We start from the raw sequence: 15,486 nt of genomic DNA, 5'->3' as shown, positions 1-15,486 counted from the left end.
GGGCGGCCCGGAGGCCGCCGTCAACGAAGCATGAATCATGCCAACTTATTTGTCGGCTGAAGGGTCCATATCCTCGCCCACGATGTTGTGGATGTCGGGATCGTAGACCAAACCGCCATGCTCCTTATGGAAGAACATGAGCTTGGTGGGAGCCGTGCTCTCCACATTCGCCAGATACACATGGATGAACATGAAGATGATGAACACGAACATGCCGTAATAGTGAATGATGCGCATGCTCATAGCGCCGCCGACGAGCGTGGTGGTAGCCGCAAATGCGGGCACGTTCATCGTCTCGCCCCACAAGCACAGTCCCGTCCAGAACATCACAAGGATAAGGAACGGGATCAGCAGATAGGACAGCTTCTGCGGAACGCCCAGCTTCGCTCCGAGCGGATGATCCTTTTTCAAGAACAGATAGTACTTGATCCACTCGAGCGCCTGATGGCGGTTATCCTTCTGCGGCAGCCACGACTTGATGTCGGTGGTCTGCTTGCGCGTGCCGCCCGTCGGAGATGTTTTCACGATGAACGACGCGATGACGCGGAATACGCAGTTCAAGAACAGCACGAAGCCGCAGAATACGTGCACGCCACGGCAGATGCCGGTCAGACCCGCCAGAAACGGATAGTGGATGATGAATCCGGTCAGAATCAACAGGATCATACTCACCAAATTGATCCAGTGGGTGACCACGAAGACCATAGGATGCGCTTCGCGGTAATGCGCGAGATGTGCCATTTACTTCACCCCCCAAGGGCTGGTCACCGTCTTGAACTCCTTGCCCGTCTTGGGCTCGGTGATGTGGACCGCGCAAGCGGTGCACGGGTCATAACTGTGGACCGTGCGCAGCGCATGGATGGGCATCTCGATGTCCTCCACGGGCGCGCCGATCAGCGCTTGCTCCATCGGACCATGGACGCCATCAGCGTTCATGGGAGCCAGGTTCCACGTAGACGGGATGATGATCTGATAGCCGTCCACGTTGCGGTTGGTCACCTTCTCGGCGTGGTAGAGCGCGCCGCGCGGAGCCTCCCAGAAACCGGTGCCTTCACCGGTGGTGGTCAGCGGCTGACGGAAGTACTCGGAGTCGCCGCCCTTGATGGCCTCCATCAGCTCCAGCGTCCAGTCCTTCATGAGGCCTGCGATGTAGAGCGTCTCGACCTGGCGAGCAGCGGTGCGACCCAGCGTGTTCTGCAGCAACTCGACCTGGCCAGGCTTGCCACCCAACTTCACCAGCAATGCGTCGACCTGCTCCTTCACGAAGGGCACGCCGCGCTTGTAGGCTGCGAATACACGCGAGAGGCCGCCTGCCTCCATGGGCTTGCCATCGTAGGCCGGGCATTTCACCCAGGTGTAGCGATCCTCAACGTTGTACTCCGTGAAATCCGGATCGGTCACGAAGTAGGGGGACTGATAGGTGGAGTCGCCCTCGTACCATGAATGGCCCATGTACTCGGTGATGAGCGATTCCTGCACGTTGGAGACGTTGAGCTGCTCGTCGAGCACAGCCATGGGCAGATAGCGGTTGATCATCTGCTCGGTGTAATCGTCGCCATAGGGCCAATCCGGACCCTCGAAGACGCCCCATGCGATATAGCGGCCGCAGCCCTTGCCATAGTTGGCAACCTCAGGATAGAACGATGCGATGGCCAGCGTGTCAGGGATCATGGTGGTGGAGACCCAATCGTAGATCTCGTTGGCCATGGCCCACAGATCGTCAAGCTTCGCCTCGGTGGGCACGAACGACGTGCCACCAGGCAGCACCGTCATAACGTGCGGCATCTTGCCACCCAGCAGCGCTGCGATCTCAGAGGCCTTCGCCTGCATCTTGAGCGCCTCAAGGTAGTGAGCGGTGCAGATCAGGTCGGCCTCAGGCGTCATCTTATAGCCCGTGCCGCCATCGCACTCGAACCAGTTGCCCGAGAAGATGGACAGCTGTCCGTTCGCAGCGAACTTCGCCAGCTTCTCCTTCAACTGACCGAAGTCGGTGTTCATGGATGTGCCCAGCGTCTGTGCCAGCTCGTAGGTGTCCGCCACATCGGCGGTCAGCGCGTTGAGCGGGTTCACATAGTCAAGCGCACACAGATTGTAGAACCACAGGATGTGCGAGTGCAGGAACTGCGCACCCTCGATCAGGTTGCGCACGATGCGCGCATTGTTGGAAATGGTGATGCCATAGGCCTTCTCGGCCGCGATGGAAGAAGCATGCGTATGCGAGACCGGGCACACACCGCAGATACGCTGCACGATCTGAGCAGCGTCCTCGGGCGTGCGATCCTGCACGACCAACTCCATGCCACGGAAGCAGCCACCGGAGACCCATGCGTCAGAGACAACGCCGTTCTCCACTTCCATCTCAACGCGCAGATGGCCCTCGATACGGGTGATGGGATCGATGATGGAACGCGTCATTACTTCTCACCTCCCGCTTCTTGCTCATAGTTGGCGACCATCACATCAGCTGGCGCCGACGGATGATGCGTGTTCTCTTCGGTCAGCTCTTCGCTGATGACCGGGCCGCCCGTCACCGGATCGGCGTAAGTGCCGATGGAGCGCTCGGGATGCTCTTTGTCCCACTTACGGATAGGCTCGAACGGAGCACCGCCATCCATACGACCGGTCTTCTTCATGCCGAAGCCATGCACGACAAGCGCTGCGGCAACGATGCCCGTCAGCACCCATGCCACCGGCTCAGGCTGGAATTTGAACTCGCCGATACGCAGATCGCGGAAGCGATTGTAGAACGGCGTGTTGACCTGCACCCAGTTGTCGCCCGGATCGTTGGGGTTCGCCTCGCAGCATCCGATGCAGGGGCTGCCAGCCTCTACGCACCATGAACGACGGTTGTTCCAACGCGTGATGGGGCACATGGCCTTCGTCTGCGGCCCGCGGCATCCCACCGGATACAGACAGTATCCCAAAGCCTCTTCCTCGCTGCCGAATTCGTAGACGAACTCGCCATTCTCGAAGTGGCCGCGACGCGGGCAATTATCGTGGATGGTCTGATCGAAGAGGCTGGAAGGCTCGTTGAAGTCGTTCAGCTTCACCAGCGACGGATCCTTCAGCATGACCACATCAACCAGCACCTGCATCATCCACTCGGGGTTCACAGGACAGCCAGGGATGTTGATGACCGGCGTGTCAATGCCCTCCTTCTCAAGGAACATCTGAACGCCCATGGCCTTGGATGGATTCGGGTACGCTGCGCACCAACCACCGTTGACCGCACACGAACCAACCGCCATCACCGCATTGGCGCTGGCAGCAGCATGAGCCAGAGCCTCGTTGCCGGTCTCCCCTGCGACCCGCAGCGCGTTGCCGTTCCACGCCTCCAGAACCGCGCCCTCGTACACCAGGACGTAGTTGCCCGCCTCGATCGTCTGAGCCTTAGCCTCCTCAACGGACCAGCCAGCCGCAGCCGACAGCGTCTCGGAGTAATTCAGCGAGATGACGTCCAGAACGACGGTCGCCACATCAGGCGTGTCGATCTGCGCGAACGACTCCGTGCACCCCGTGCACGACGCACCCTCAATCCAGATCACTGGGTAGAGGTCGCCAGACGTGGCTCCAATCACGGACTGTTCGAGCGCCTCGGCAATGCGCGGGATGGCCAGCTGCGACAAACCTGCCGTTGCAGCGATGCCAGCGCAGAGCTTCATGAAGCTGCGGCGGCTAACCCCACGCGACTCGAGAACGCTGAAAGCGTCCGTAGTCGTGGCCTGATCTACCATGTGTACACCTCCCTTAGGTGTCCTCGTCTTGTACAACGGTTCGTATTGTGCAGCCATCCGCGCACCGGCAAGGGCGGCATCGGTTCGTGAGGGCTGAAAAGCGCCGCGAGATGCTACAAAATGTTACGGAATGTTTTCGTCGTAACATCACAACGCCCTGGAACGAGGGTTTTCACAAGAGCAACCGCGTTGCTCCCATGAACGGTTACCAAGATGTTTATAATCGAGGAAACGAACCGAGATAAGGAGCAGCGATGACCGACATCGATCACACGATAGCATTCTTAGGACCGCGAGGCACCTACACCCACGAAGCAGCAAACGTGTTCGCTTCCGCGCTCGGGATCAAGGCGCCCGACCTTCTCGAATGCGCCTCCTTTGACGAAGTGTTCGATGCGGTCGACCGAGGTCGCGCTGCTTTTGGCGTGGTGGGCAAGGAAAACTCCCTCGAAGGCCCCGTAACGGCCACGCTCGACAATTTCGCATTCCGCTCGTCAGCAGTCATCCTGGCAGAGACCGTCATCGACATCCATCATTGCTTGGTCACCGCGCCCGGCGTTGCCTTAGGCGATATCCAAACGGTGGCATCGCATTCGCAAGGCCTTGCGCAATGCCGCCGCTACCTCAACGAACGCCTCCCTGGTCGCAACACCCAGATCATGCCCTCCACTGCGGAAAGCGCACGACTCGCCGCATCCGATCCCACCATCGCCGGTATCGCGAACGCTTTCGCCGCACGCCTTCATGGATGCGATATCGCCGCTGCCGACATCGAGGATCATCTGGGCAATCAAACTGCCTTCGCCCTCATCGGCCGCCTCGGATCAGCGCCTCAGCTGGTCAGTGATGACTACAAGACCACTCTTGCGCTGTTCTTGCGCGAAGACAAGGCCGGTGCGCTACACATGATTCTTTCCGAGTTCGCCTATGCGGGCATTAATATCACCATGCTGCAATCGCGCCCGCTCAAGCAGCAGTTCGGCGACTACATGTTCTTCATGGAGTTCTTGGGCAAAGACATCGCGCCCGATGTGCAGACCGCGCTTTCTTGCTTGCGCCTCAAACTGCGCGAAGTGAAGGTGCTCGGGTCTTATCCGGTCATACCGAGCGCCTAGAAGCTCAGAACGCCCAGGTGCTCCAAGAGTACCTTGCAGCCGATGAGCACCAGCACGACACCGCCGATGATGCCGGACGCACGCTGAAATCGTCCGCCGAAAAGGTGCCCGATAAGAACCCCTACCAGCGAGAGCGCAAAGGTGGTGCCCGCGATGATGCCTGCTGCAAGACCGATGTTCACCTGCATGAGCGCAAACGATACGCCGACCGCAAGTGCATCGATGCTGGTAGCCACGGCGAGCAGGATCAGCTCCCTGACATCAAGGCGCTGATCGACAAGGCGGCAGGCATCCTCTTCATCTCCCCGCATGCCATCCCAGATCATCTTGCCACCCACCGCGACCAGAATAGCGAAGATGACCCAGTGATCGACCGGTTCGATGAGTTGGGAAAACGAAGAACCGAGCGCCCAGCCGATAAGAGGCATCACACCTTGGAACACGCCAAAGAAGAGCGCGATGACAAGCGCATGACCCCAGCGCATCGTGCGCATGGACAGGCCCTTCGCCACCGCAACTGCGAATGCATCCATGGAAAGCCCCACCGCTATCAGGAGCAGCCAGGTCACATCCATGCCGCGTTGCCCTTCACGAGCGTGGGCATCGGAGGCACCGCTCTACCCCGATCAACCTTCGCGCAAGATGTCATCAATGTGGCTCAAATCACGCCGGAAGTCGCGGATGACCTCGTCTTCCAATTCGGCATACTCAGCAGAATCGAGCGCTTGATAGGCAGCGAGCTTGTCGAAGAGGTTATCGCGCGTGACAGGCTGGTAGCGCCGCAGCATCAAGCCGGTCTTATACGCTTCCTCAATAGCCTCGCGTGCTGCCGCGTACATATCCGCCCGCGGCAGACGCGCAGAAAGGCGCACCAGGTCGGTGCGATCGATGCCGCGCACCGAGGGATGTTCGCGCGCGATATCCTCCCATATCTGCGCTCGCTCGGTGGCGGTGGGTAATTCGATCTGAATCATGGTCATGGGCTCGAGCATATCGAGGAAGAAGCCATCGATGGCGCTCACATCCGATGCCGTGGCCATCACATACACATCCGGGCTCTCAACCGCCGCACGCACCAGCGCCACGGCTTCACGTGCACCGCGTGTCAGCGACATCATGAAAAACGAGCCGCCTTCTTCTGCCATTTCGGTGCTCGGCGCGAGCCAGCAGTCGAGGTCTTCCAGCACCAGCACGCCGCCATCCTTGAAGACGTTGCGCAAACCCTCACCTGTGGGGATATCGATCGCATGCGCGCTCACGCAAAGCAATGGCATGCCCTGATAGTTCTCTTCCATGCGCATATGGATGGTGGGCATATCAAGCTCGCCGAGCGTGGCCATCATGAAGCGATTGGCATCTTCACGCGCATCGGAGCGGAACAGGATGGTGTCAAGCGCGGGCGTGGTGGACATGCCATGGAGATGATTGAGCATCTCGCGCAGCTTCTTGAAATCGGCATCCTCATCCATGCCGATGCCCAGAGCATTCATAGCATGAATCGCATCCTCGTATCCCGCTGCGTTTGCATACGTAAGATGAGGAAGCTCGGGAGGCTCAGGCACCCCAGCCGATGCGGCTATGAGGTCGGTATTGCCCTCAATGTCATCCTGGATGATCTGGGCCATATCCTCTAGGTCATCGCGAGAAAACCCGAATTCCTCAAGCTTGTCCATGGCGAGGCTATGCAGCGCCTCGGCGCATAAGGTTATCTCGTCAGCCGAGAGGTAGGGCTCAAGGCGCTCGAAGATATACTCGGCAAGCGAGCGCTCCTTCTGCGTGCATGCCAAAACCCAGGCCTCTTTCAAGCCCGATAGAGCATCTTCACCCGGGCGACCGCCTTCGGTAGTGGCCTCTTCAAATGCGGCCATGTACAGATACATGCCCAATACCGCATCGCCCGATTCGCACGCAGCCTGAGCGCGCTTCAGATAGTCTTTGATATTATCGAGCGAACCCCCATCGTTGCGGGAGTTGCCCGGTGCGTTCTCTGCCATACGATCACCTCATGTGCATGCTCGTTGCGTGTCCGTGTGTTTGCGACCATTCTATCGCATGATGCCCGCTGTTATATCGAACAAATGTTTTTATCATAAAAACCTTATGAGACCGGCGCGCATCCATTCGCTTGCCGCACCATGCAAAGCGCCTGACCGAGCCTGATGAAGTCAGCAGGCGCAAGCGTCTCACCGCGCACGCTCGCATCGATCCCCGCCACCACGAGCATCTCATCCACCGCCGAACGCGCTGGATCGCCGCGGCTGGTGAAACTGGCGCGCAGCGAATTCGCGATGGTCTTTCGCCGAGCGAAGAAGGCGCCATCGGCCATCTCGCAAGCCGCACGAATGATCCGAGCAGCACAGGGTCGCCCTTCTTCATCGACGGGTTGAGAGCGGTCAAGACGTATCACCGTGCTCTCCACATGCGGCTGCGGCATGAAGCTGCCCGGCCCTACGCGAAAGCTCTCCACAACATGAGCGCACAGGGCAAGCTTCACCGTGTAGGCGCCGTATTCCTTCGTGTGAGGGATCGCGCGCATGCGCTCGGCCACCTCGCGCTGCACCATCACCGTCGCGCTCTTCATGAACGAGAAGCGCTGGAAAAAATCGAGCACCACCGTGGCCGCCACCGCATACGGTAGATTCGCCACGAGCTTGTTCGGAGACGCGCAGGCTACCCCGCGAGAGCGCAGCGCCGCTCCGGCTGCGTCGATATCGGCTTGCTCCACCTTGAGCGCATCGCGCATCACCAGCTGGAAATTGCTGCGCTCGCCCATCGTATCCTCGAGCACCTCGATCAGGTCCGAATCGCGCTCGATGGCCACCAACGATCGCGCACGTGCCGCGAGCGCGGCTGAGAGCGTGCCGATGCCAGGGCCCACCTCCAACACGTCATCATCCCCGTTCACGCCGGACAACTGCACGATCCGCCGTACGACGCCATCATCGATCAGGAAATTCTGACCAAAGCGCTTCTTGGGAGACAGACCGAAACGATCGAGCACGGCGCTTGTCGCGCTCGGTGAGGCAAGGGGGGACGCCTTAGCACTCATAGAGCTCAGCATCTTCGAGAATGATGCCATCCGCATCAATGCGCCCCCGCCAATCGAGCACGCGATCGAGCTTGAACCCTGCTACCGAAAAGGCGGACCGCACGCATCCCAGCAACGGCTCGATCCCATGAGGGTCTCCCCCCTCGCCTATCACATGCAGCACGCATGGGCGCTTTGCGCTCTGGCGCCGCACCCCCGACCAATAGTACGGCTGCAAGCGGTCGAGCAGCGCTTTCAACTGAGCAGGCGGTCCCGCAAAATAAACCGGTGCCACCACCGTCAGCTCATCGGCTGCATCCAAATGCTTGCGCACCTCAGCCATATCATCTTCGATCACGCAGACATGGCGTTGGGAATCGCTCTTGCGAATGCGCTCGAGCGGTGCCAGAGGATCATCGAGCTTCGGAAACGGCGGAATAGCCTCGGACGTCGGTGCGAGCGCCTGCTTGCACCCATCGCAGCCCGTGCAACCCGCCACGTCCAAATGGGCGATGGCCAGCAAAGAAACTCCGTCGTGCGGACAGTCTTCGATACAGGCGTCGAAGAGCTCTTGTGCCAGTGCGGCGCATCTGCCTTGAGCGCGCGGCGAGCCGATGATGATCGTCCTATGCATGCTCGGCCCTCTGCCATGAGGTTGGTTCGCGATCGAGCAACCCCAGCGCGTTGCGATATGTGCGCTCAAGAAGCTCTTGACGCTCTTCGGGGGACGCCTGCGGCAACAGGTAGTCCACCAGACGCTGCGCGGTCCAGATCACGTGCGCAGGCTCGCACTCCGTGCCGCGTAGCGGCTCGGGCGTCATGAACGGTGCATCCGTTTCCAGCAACAACCGATCGCGCGGCACGAGCGCCGCTGCCTGTCGGATGCTCTCGAGCTTCTTGAAGGTGAACGCCCCACCGAACGCAACGAAGCACCCCGCTTCGACCCAGCGACCAATCTCGCGCTCATCGGAGGTATAGCAGTGCAGCAACACGCCCGCATCGGAAAAACCGATCTCTTCCATGATGGCGAACGCATCATCGAAGGCCTCGCGCACATGCAGGATAGTGGGCAGCCCCGCGGTTGCAGCCATCTGCACCTGCTCAGCGAACACGCTTCGCTGCACCTCGCGTGGAGAATGATCGTAGTGATAATCGAGCCCGATCTCGCCCAGCGCGCTCACGCGCTCATCGTGGAGCAGGCGCAGCATCTCCGCGCGCGTCCGCGCATCCCACGCCTTCGCCTCGTGCGGATGCACGCCCACCGCGATGCGCACCTTCGGCGCCGGATGCCACCCTTGCCCGCAGATGCGCGTGGACATCTGCCGGGTATAGAGCTCGGCTTGGTGCTGCCATGCGGGCAGCTGGTCGAACGCTGCTGCGCCCGCCTCGCTCAACGGGTCCACCATCGCCTCGACGAAGCGCACATCGTGCGCACCGGCACGCGCCAGCGCGAGCGCCGGGTCGCTCAGCATATCCAGATGGGCATGCGTGTCAGCGATGGGCGTCAGATGGCAGGGAGCTGTGACCACCTTCCATTCGCGGCCGTGCTTCTTCGGCTTCTTACGGAAGTACTCGTCCACGAACACGGGCGCATCGCAGACATCGCTCTCGGTGCCCGCGCTGAGCGGCGCATCTGCGGCACTTGGCATCGAAGCGGTCACTTCTCGCCCTCCGCAGCGCCGATCTTGTCGGCATCCAGGCGCGGGAAGAGCGGATCGCCCACCTCCACCGCATTGCCCGCGGGTAGCTGACCCCACGCAGCCGCGGCCTCTATATCGTCAACTGCGGAGATATCGCCCAACCCCAGCCGGTGCCAAACCGCAGTCGAGGTGTTCGGCGCGAACGGCTGCATGAACAGCGCGATGATGCGGATGGCCTCCAGTGCGTTGTAGATGACCGCCGCCAGCTCATCGGCGCGCGCGGGGTCCTTCGCCAGCGCCCACGGTGCGCTCTCCTCCATGTACTCGTTCGCCCGGTGCGCCAAACCCTGCACCGCCTGCGCCGCTGCCGTGAAGTCAGCCAGCGCCAGAGCCTCGTCATAGGCGGCGTAGAGCTTCTCGGCAAGAGGGCGCAGCGGGTTGTCCGTCGCGCTGGCAGGCGGTGCGGGCACCCGCGCATCGAAGTACTTCTTCGTCATGTTCGCCACGCGGCTGACCAAGTTGCCCCACGTGTTCGCCAGATCGGCGTTGTACACCTGCACCATGCGCTCGATGGAGATGGAACCATCGGCGCCGAACTGCACGTCGCTCATGAAGTAATAGCGATACGCGTCCACGCCGAAGATGTCGACCAGTTCAGCCGGACGCAGCGCATTGCCCTTGCTCTTCGACATCTTCTCGCCCTTGGTGAGCAAGAAGCCATGACCGAACACCGTGTGCGCCACCGGCAGACCCGCCGCCATGAGCATGGCTGGCCAGATGACGCAGTGAAAGCGCGTGATATCCTTGCCCACGAAATGGTACTCGAAGGGCCAGCGACACTCGAACTCGTCGCCGCGCGCCTCATCGGCATACCCGATGCCCGTCATGTAGGCAATAAGCGCATCGGCCCATACGTAGGCCACATGCCCCTCGTCGAACGGCAGCGGCACGCCCCAGTCGAACGTGGAGCGCGAGATGGAGAGGTCCTTCAAGCCGCCCGCCACGAACGAGACCACTTCGTTGCGGCGCGTCTCGGGGCGGATGAACTCCGGGCGGCGCTCGTAGAGCTCCAGCAGCGGCTGTTGGAAATCGCTCAGGCGGAAGAACCAGTTCTCTTCGCCGCCTGCACGCTGCACTGGGCGCTTGCAATCCGGACAGACGAAGACACCCTCCTCGTCGCGCTCCAGATCGCTCTCGGCGTAGTAGGTCTCCTCGTGCACGCAGTACCAGCCGTCGTAGGAATCCTTGTACAGGTAACCCTTGTCATACAGATCTTGCCAGAGCTTTTGCACGGATGCGGCTTGGCGCGGCTCGGTGGTGCGAACGAAGTCGGTATAGGTGATATCGAGCATCTCCCACGCATCACGGAAAGCTGGCTCCATAGAATCGCACCACTCCTGCGGCGTCATGCCATGGGCTGCAGCGGTATCGGCTACCTTCTGGCCGTGCTCGTCCATGCCGGTGACGAAGGCCACATCGTAGCCGTTCATGCGCTGATAGCGGCTCACCACATCAGCCGCGATGGTGGTATAGGCCGTCCCCAGATGGGGCGCCGCATTGACATAGTAGATCGGCGTGGTGACCGAATAGGTGCCTTTGCTCATAGATGCTCCTTGATGCGCTATGCCTGGATATAGATGTAGATGGTGCGGATCGTGTCCGCGAGGTTGCCCGTAGCGTTCGCCATGGTGTAGTCATACGACAGGTCGGCCTCCCAGCTGTACTGGGTTTCTCCCACACTGCCAGTACCCGAGAACTCGCAGTATTCACGTGTCAAGGTGGTACCATCGCCCGCATAGCTGGAGTACTGCATCTTATCCTCGGGAAGCGTTGCTGTGTAGTCGGCGATGGTGAGACCGGCTTCCTGCACGGTCTCTTCGATGATCCCCTCGTTGCTGACCGCGTCAGCGAAGCTGATCGAGCCGTACCCAATGGAGGCGATGGCTACCGAATATCCCGCGCGCAGCACGCGACCCTCTTCGTTGAGATCAAGGTAGACGCTCGGGGTGCCAGAGCGCGAATCGGCTGGCTCGTCAGAGAGAGCCACATCGACCTGCTGCTTGATGGGATTCCCTTCCTCGTTGATCTCGGACAAACCCGTTACTTGCGCACCATGCTGCAACTGATCGAGCGCCTCTTGCTGCGTCAGCCCCAATAACGAGACGAGATCGGGAACCGTGGTCCGTTTGGTGGTCGTGGTAGAAGCATCCTTGGTAGCGTCGTCCGACTCGATGGCCTCCACCTGCGACACGGCGCTTTGCGCCTGTTGAGTAGCAGCGTTATTGGCCGTATCGAAGAGCATCACGACGAGCACCGCTCCTGCCGCCACCAAAAGCACCAGCACGACGAGTACGGCAATGAGGATCCTGCGCATGCGCCGCGAGCGCTTGAGATACTCGGGAACCTCGTCGTCGACTTTCCCGTGCTTGCCGTGCTTCAGGCCTCTCTCCGGCGCATCATCCGCATCGCACGAAGGGGTCGCGGTTTCAGTCTCTGTTGCTGTGCGATCGACCTCATCTTCGTGCATCATCTGCTCTTCGGGCACCTCTTCTTCGCGATGGTCCCGCTTGTCTTCCTTAACGCTCACGTCTGCATCCCATCTTCGTTTTGACCGTCAATCTATCCTGCCACGAAACGCCACACGAAAAATACAATGACCGCAGCCACCGCCAATGCGATCACGACCTTCTGCGTCACTGACATCTTCGATTCCGCTATATCTTCCAGCGTTGTCGGATGATATGCGCCTGTAGAGGCTTCTGGCCCTGGCGCGCAAACGGCATCTCTTTTCTCCGAAGAGGCGCTGAGGTCGTCAGACGATGCAGCTGGCGCACGATCAGCCTCTGCTCGGTCCGCTTCCTCTGTTTGCGCCCCCGCAACGATCACGACATCATCGTCGGCTCCGGTAACGCGGATATGCTTGAAGTCTGCTCGGTCGGCCATGCTCCGCTTCCTGTCCGTGGTTTGCCGATTATACGCGAAATGGACGCCCGCGCCCACCTATCCAACAAGATCGACCAGCGTAAGGCCCTCATCGGAGGACGCAAGGAGCGCGCGTCCTCCCACCGAGCAGAGATGCCCCGCATTCACGAGGGCCTCCACAGTGGCAGCCTGTGCGCGCACCTCGCCTTCTCGGGCTGCACGCAACTGCGCGCGCACCTCAGCGCGCATATCCTGCGTATATCCCGAGAAGAACATGGCATCTTGCTTGCGCATGCGCTCGCGCGCCTTCAAAGGAGCGTCCATGCCCGCGACCGAGCTCACGACGTAGCCCGCGAATTCCTCAGGCTGCACGGACAGATCGGCCAGCCACGCCGCTGATCCCGCGAAACGCGCTACCGTCTCATCGAGGTGCGGGTCGCGATAGGAATGGAAGCTCGCGGTTCCCGTTGCCGAAACGCTGAATCCAGTGCCATACGCGCCGCCCAGCACGCGGACTTCCTGCCACAGATACCCATAGGTGAGCGCGCGCGAAATCAAGGGCCAGATACCTCCGTAGGCACCGCCGACCGAGGCCAAGCTCGCTGAGAGCGCAGTATAGGACACATCGGTTGGCACAATGAGCCCTTCGCGCTTGTCCTGCGGTTCGGGAACGACCAAGCGCTGCGGACAGCCGTGCGCCGCAAAGGGCTCGGCAGCCCCCAGATAACGCGTCAGATCGTTCGTGGCACCGGTGAAGGAGAGCAGGCAATTACCCTCTGAGAAGAGGCGGTGCGCCACTTCGGCAAGCTTCGCAGAGCATGCAGCGGCGCGCTCATCAAAATGCTCCAAGAGGTCTTTGAGGAAGAGGTAGAAATCAACGCCGCCGAGCGCTTCGCGCACACACGCCGCCGGAATATGGTACGACACGGCGCGGCGCAAAGCGGTCGTGTGCCCCGCAGAGGCAAACGCCTGCTCCATGGCAACACGACGCTGTACGAGAATGTCGCGCATCTTCTCCTGATCGGTCAGATCCGTAGTGCGGACGATCTCGCTGACGATCGTTGCCGCATCAGCCGCATGCGCCGAAAGAGCCGAGGTGGCCACCACGAACTTCGCCGCAAAGCCATCCCCTTTCATCTGCTCGTGCACCTCGCAGAAAAACCCGAGGTTGCCAAGCTGGGCATGCACATCCCGATCAAGCTGCGCTGCACTGCGATGCGCAGTATCCAGCTTCCCCAGCAACATGGCCAACAAGGCGGCATACGGCAGCTCATCGAAGGTCAGGCAGCCCAGATCGAAGTACAGATACGGATACGCGATGCCATGCGAGGGCACCTCATGGCGCAGCACCTCAAGCCCATCCCTCGGTTCCAGCCCGAACGGATGCCGCGTTGGCGCCTCCCCGATCTGATCGACGCGCAACCGCGGAAGCGTGAGCAGCGCCTGCGGGCTATCAGCGGCAAGTTGTGCCACCCGCAGATCCGCCTCAGCGCGCTGCACTTCCTCGAGCTCCAAGGAACCCATCCGCTCCTGAACTGCCACCAAACGCTTGCGGAGCGCAGCATCCCCATCACCTTCGACCGGCACGACCTCAACCTGGGCATAATGATCGTTAGTGATGAAGATGCTGCGCGCAAGTTCCTCGAAGTAACCCGTGGCGAGCTTCGCGCGCAAGTCGGCGAAGACGTCTTCATACCGAAGATAGGAAAGCGCCGCATCGTCATCGTAGAGCCAGCCGGACATCGCGGTCATGGCATACACCACGCCATCAGCGTAGCCCATATCGTGCTCGCGCATCACGAACTCGGCATGCGAGAGCGAGGCTTCTATGAGCGCGGGGTCGATACCCTCTTCGATCAGACGACCGCACGTATCTTCGACGATGTTCGCGAGCTTTTGGACGGTACCCGGGCGCGACCCTTTGACGCTCACCACCACGAATGGCTGAGCTACGCTGTCCTCAAGATAGGCCATGCAATCGTCAGCGATGCGCGCATCTAAGATAGCGCGCTTGAGCGGAGCCTCGTTAGAGCCCAAAAGCGCGTCGACGAGGATATCGGCCGCGATCAGCCGCTCGCGCGCCGACGCCTCTCCCACGACAAACCCGCACGCAGCGCATGCGTTCTCAGGTGTCGTGCACATTTCCCTGGTCACACCCATGCTCACCACAGGCGCTTGATGCGCGATGGCGATCGCTTCCCCCGTGCAAGCGCCGGTCGCTGCGAGCGGGGCTAGATACTCTTCGTCGAGAAAGCCGAGCACGCGTTCGATATCGAGATCGCCATAGAGCACGATATAGCTGTTATCGGGCCGATAATGACGGCGATGCTGCTCAAGGAACGCCTCATAGGTCAGATCGACGATGGCCTCTGGTTCTCCGCCCGACTCGAAGCGGTAGGTGGTATTCGGGAAAAGCGCTGCCGAAAGCGTATCGTAGAGCACCGAATCCGGATCGGAGAGCGCCCCTTTCATCTCGTTGAACACCACGCCGTTATAGGTCAGCTGTGGTGCGCCCTCATCATCTTCGCCCACCTCATAATGCCATCCTTCTTGCTGGAAAATAGCCGGAGTATGATAGAGACGCGGATGGAATACGGCATCCATGTAGACATCCATCAGGTTCATGAGGTCTTGATCGTTCGTGGACGCCACCGGATACATCGTCTTATCCGGAAAGGTCATCGCGTTCAGAAACGTTTGCATGGAGCCTTTCAGTAGATCCACAAAGGGCTCTTTCACCGGGAATTTATCAGACCCGCAGAGCACCGAGTGCTCCAGGATATGGAAAACGCCTGTGTTGTCAGCAGCAGGCGTTTTGAAGGTGATGGCGAATGCCTTGTTCTCATCGCTGTTGCGCAAAAGCAGCAGCTTGGCACCCGATGCCATGTGCACCATGCGATGCGCGCTTCCCTCAAGCTCGTCAACGCGCTGGCTTTCAATGAGGCGGAATCCGTGCGATGCCGCCTGCTCGGCGATATCTCCTACCATGTCTTACTCCTTGCTCGAACGCAGCACTGACCCGCGCATCCGCATCGTGCTCTCTGCGT

The 15,486-nt window shown here is 60.4% G+C and carries 13 protein-coding genes; 1 reads left to right on the top strand and 12 read right to left on the bottom strand.

The window, feature by feature from the left end:
* Positions 1–45 precede the first annotated feature (45 nt).
* Genes NFR19_RS01680 through NFR19_RS01670 form a run of 3 tightly spaced genes read right to left on the bottom strand, consistent with a single transcriptional unit; the run spans position 46 to position 3,734 of the window.
* Positions 46–741, bottom strand: a complete 696-nt coding sequence (locus NFR19_RS01680; RefSeq protein ID WP_251212042.1) for a cytochrome b/b6 domain-containing protein — start codon at positions 739–741, stop codon at positions 46–48.
* The gene (locus NFR19_RS01675; protein ID WP_251212041.1) at positions 742–2,415 is read right to left on the bottom strand and encodes a nickel-dependent hydrogenase large subunit; all 1,674 of its coding nucleotides are present in this window, start codon (positions 2,413–2,415) and stop codon (positions 742–744) included. It abuts the gene before it with no gap.
* Entirely contained in the window at positions 2,415–3,734 is a 1,320-nt protein-coding gene (locus NFR19_RS01670) for a hydrogenase small subunit (protein WP_251212040.1), read from the bottom strand. Before NFR19_RS01670 ends, NFR19_RS01675 begins: the two co-directional genes overlap by 1 nt.
* 254 nt (positions 3,735–3,988) lie before the next feature.
* Between NFR19_RS01670 and pheA the strand changes: the two genes are divergently transcribed.
* On the top strand, positions 3,989–4,849 hold the full coding sequence (gene pheA, locus NFR19_RS01665) for a prephenate dehydratase (RefSeq protein WP_251212039.1): 861 nt from the start codon (positions 3,989–3,991) through the stop codon (positions 4,847–4,849).
* Here the strand turns inward: pheA and NFR19_RS01660 are convergent.
* From NFR19_RS01660 to NFR19_RS01620, 9 genes are all read right to left on the bottom strand, one after another.
* Positions 4,846–5,424 carry a manganese efflux pump MntP gene (locus NFR19_RS01660; RefSeq protein ID WP_251212038.1) on the bottom strand — a complete coding sequence of 193 codons (579 nt, stop codon included), beginning with the start codon at positions 5,422–5,424 and terminating at the stop codon, positions 4,846–4,848. The two genes, pheA and NFR19_RS01660, sit on opposite strands and share 4 nt — an antisense overlap.
* 51 nt (positions 5,425–5,475) lie before the next feature.
* A complete protein-coding gene (locus NFR19_RS01655) occupies positions 5,476–6,843 on the bottom strand; it encodes a ribonucleotide reductase subunit alpha (RefSeq protein WP_251212037.1) in 1,368 nt (455 codons plus the stop codon).
* A 104-nt stretch (positions 6,844–6,947) separates the two neighbouring features.
* On the bottom strand, positions 6,948–7,898 hold the full coding sequence (gene rsmA, locus NFR19_RS01650; protein WP_251212036.1) for a 16S rRNA (adenine(1518)-N(6)/adenine(1519)-N(6))-dimethyltransferase RsmA: 951 nt from the start codon (positions 7,896–7,898) through the stop codon (positions 6,948–6,950).
* Positions 7,888–8,511, bottom strand: a complete 624-nt coding sequence (locus NFR19_RS01645) for a flavodoxin family protein (RefSeq protein ID WP_251212035.1) — start codon at positions 8,509–8,511, stop codon at positions 7,888–7,890. Before NFR19_RS01645 ends, rsmA begins: the two co-directional genes overlap by 11 nt.
* Entirely contained in the window at positions 8,504–9,538 is a 1,035-nt protein-coding gene (locus NFR19_RS01640) for a TatD family hydrolase (RefSeq protein WP_251212034.1), read from the bottom strand. Before NFR19_RS01640 ends, NFR19_RS01645 begins: the two co-directional genes overlap by 8 nt.
* Positions 9,535–11,121, bottom strand: a complete 1,587-nt coding sequence (gene metG / locus NFR19_RS01635; RefSeq protein WP_251212033.1) for a methionine--tRNA ligase — start codon at positions 11,119–11,121, stop codon at positions 9,535–9,537. Before metG ends, NFR19_RS01640 begins: the two co-directional genes overlap by 4 nt.
* A gap of 17 nt (positions 11,122–11,138) precedes the next feature.
* Positions 11,139–12,104 (bottom strand): histone-lysine N-methyltransferase, encoded by a 966-nt coding sequence (locus NFR19_RS01630; protein WP_251212032.1) that lies wholly within the window; start codon positions 12,102–12,104, stop codon positions 11,139–11,141.
* Between the two features lie 32 nt (positions 12,105–12,136).
* Complete coding sequence (locus tag NFR19_RS01625; protein ID WP_251212031.1) at positions 12,137–12,460, bottom strand: hypothetical protein; 324 nt, start codon at positions 12,458–12,460, stop codon at positions 12,137–12,139.
* A 57-nt stretch (positions 12,461–12,517) separates the two neighbouring features.
* Positions 12,518–15,427 (bottom strand): insulinase family protein, encoded by a 2,910-nt coding sequence (locus NFR19_RS01620; protein ID WP_251212030.1) that lies wholly within the window; start codon positions 15,425–15,427, stop codon positions 12,518–12,520.
* Positions 15,428–15,486 lie beyond the last annotated feature (59 nt).

The organism is Adlercreutzia murintestinalis, assembly GCF_943192905.1.
GTDB classification, from domain to species: domain Bacteria; phylum Actinomycetota; class Coriobacteriia; order Coriobacteriales; family Eggerthellaceae; genus Adlercreutzia_A; species Adlercreutzia_A murintestinalis.
Note: the sequence above shows the minus strand (reverse complement) of the source record. Positions and strands in the feature narration are given on the sequence as shown.

Bases quoted from the DNA above. Each gene is read 5' to 3' on its own strand.
- NFR19_RS01680 (WP_251212042.1), bottom strand. From the start codon at position 741: ATGGCACATCTCGCGCATTACCGCGAAGCGCATCCTATGGTCTTCGTG.
- NFR19_RS01675 (WP_251212041.1), bottom strand. From the start codon at position 2,415: ATGACGCGTTCCATCATCGATCCCATCACCCGTATCGAGGGCCATCTG.
- NFR19_RS01670 (WP_251212040.1), bottom strand. From the start codon at position 3,734: ATGGTAGATCAGGCCACGACTACGGACGCTTTCAGCGTTCTCGAGTCG.
- pheA (WP_251212039.1), top strand. From the start codon at position 3,989: ATGACCGACATCGATCACACGATAGCATTCTTAGGACCGCGAGGCACC.
- NFR19_RS01660 (WP_251212038.1), bottom strand. From the start codon at position 5,424: ATGGATGTGACCTGGCTGCTCCTGATAGCGGTGGGGCTTTCCATGGAT.
- NFR19_RS01655 (WP_251212037.1), bottom strand. From the start codon at position 6,843: ATGGCAGAGAACGCACCGGGCAACTCCCGCAACGATGGGGGTTCGCTC.
- rsmA (WP_251212036.1), bottom strand. From the start codon at position 7,898: ATGAGTGCTAAGGCGTCCCCCCTTGCCTCACCGAGCGCGACAAGCGCC.
- NFR19_RS01645 (WP_251212035.1), bottom strand. From the start codon at position 8,511: ATGCATAGGACGATCATCATCGGCTCGCCGCGCGCTCAAGGCAGATGC.
- metG (WP_251212033.1), bottom strand. From the start codon at position 11,121: ATGAGCAAAGGCACCTATTCGGTCACCACGCCGATCTACTATGTCAAT.
- NFR19_RS01625 (WP_251212031.1), bottom strand. From the start codon at position 12,460: ATGGCCGACCGAGCAGACTTCAAGCATATCCGCGTTACCGGAGCCGAC.
- NFR19_RS01620 (WP_251212030.1), bottom strand. From the start codon at position 15,427: ATGGTAGGAGATATCGCCGAGCAGGCGGCATCGCACGGATTCCGCCTC.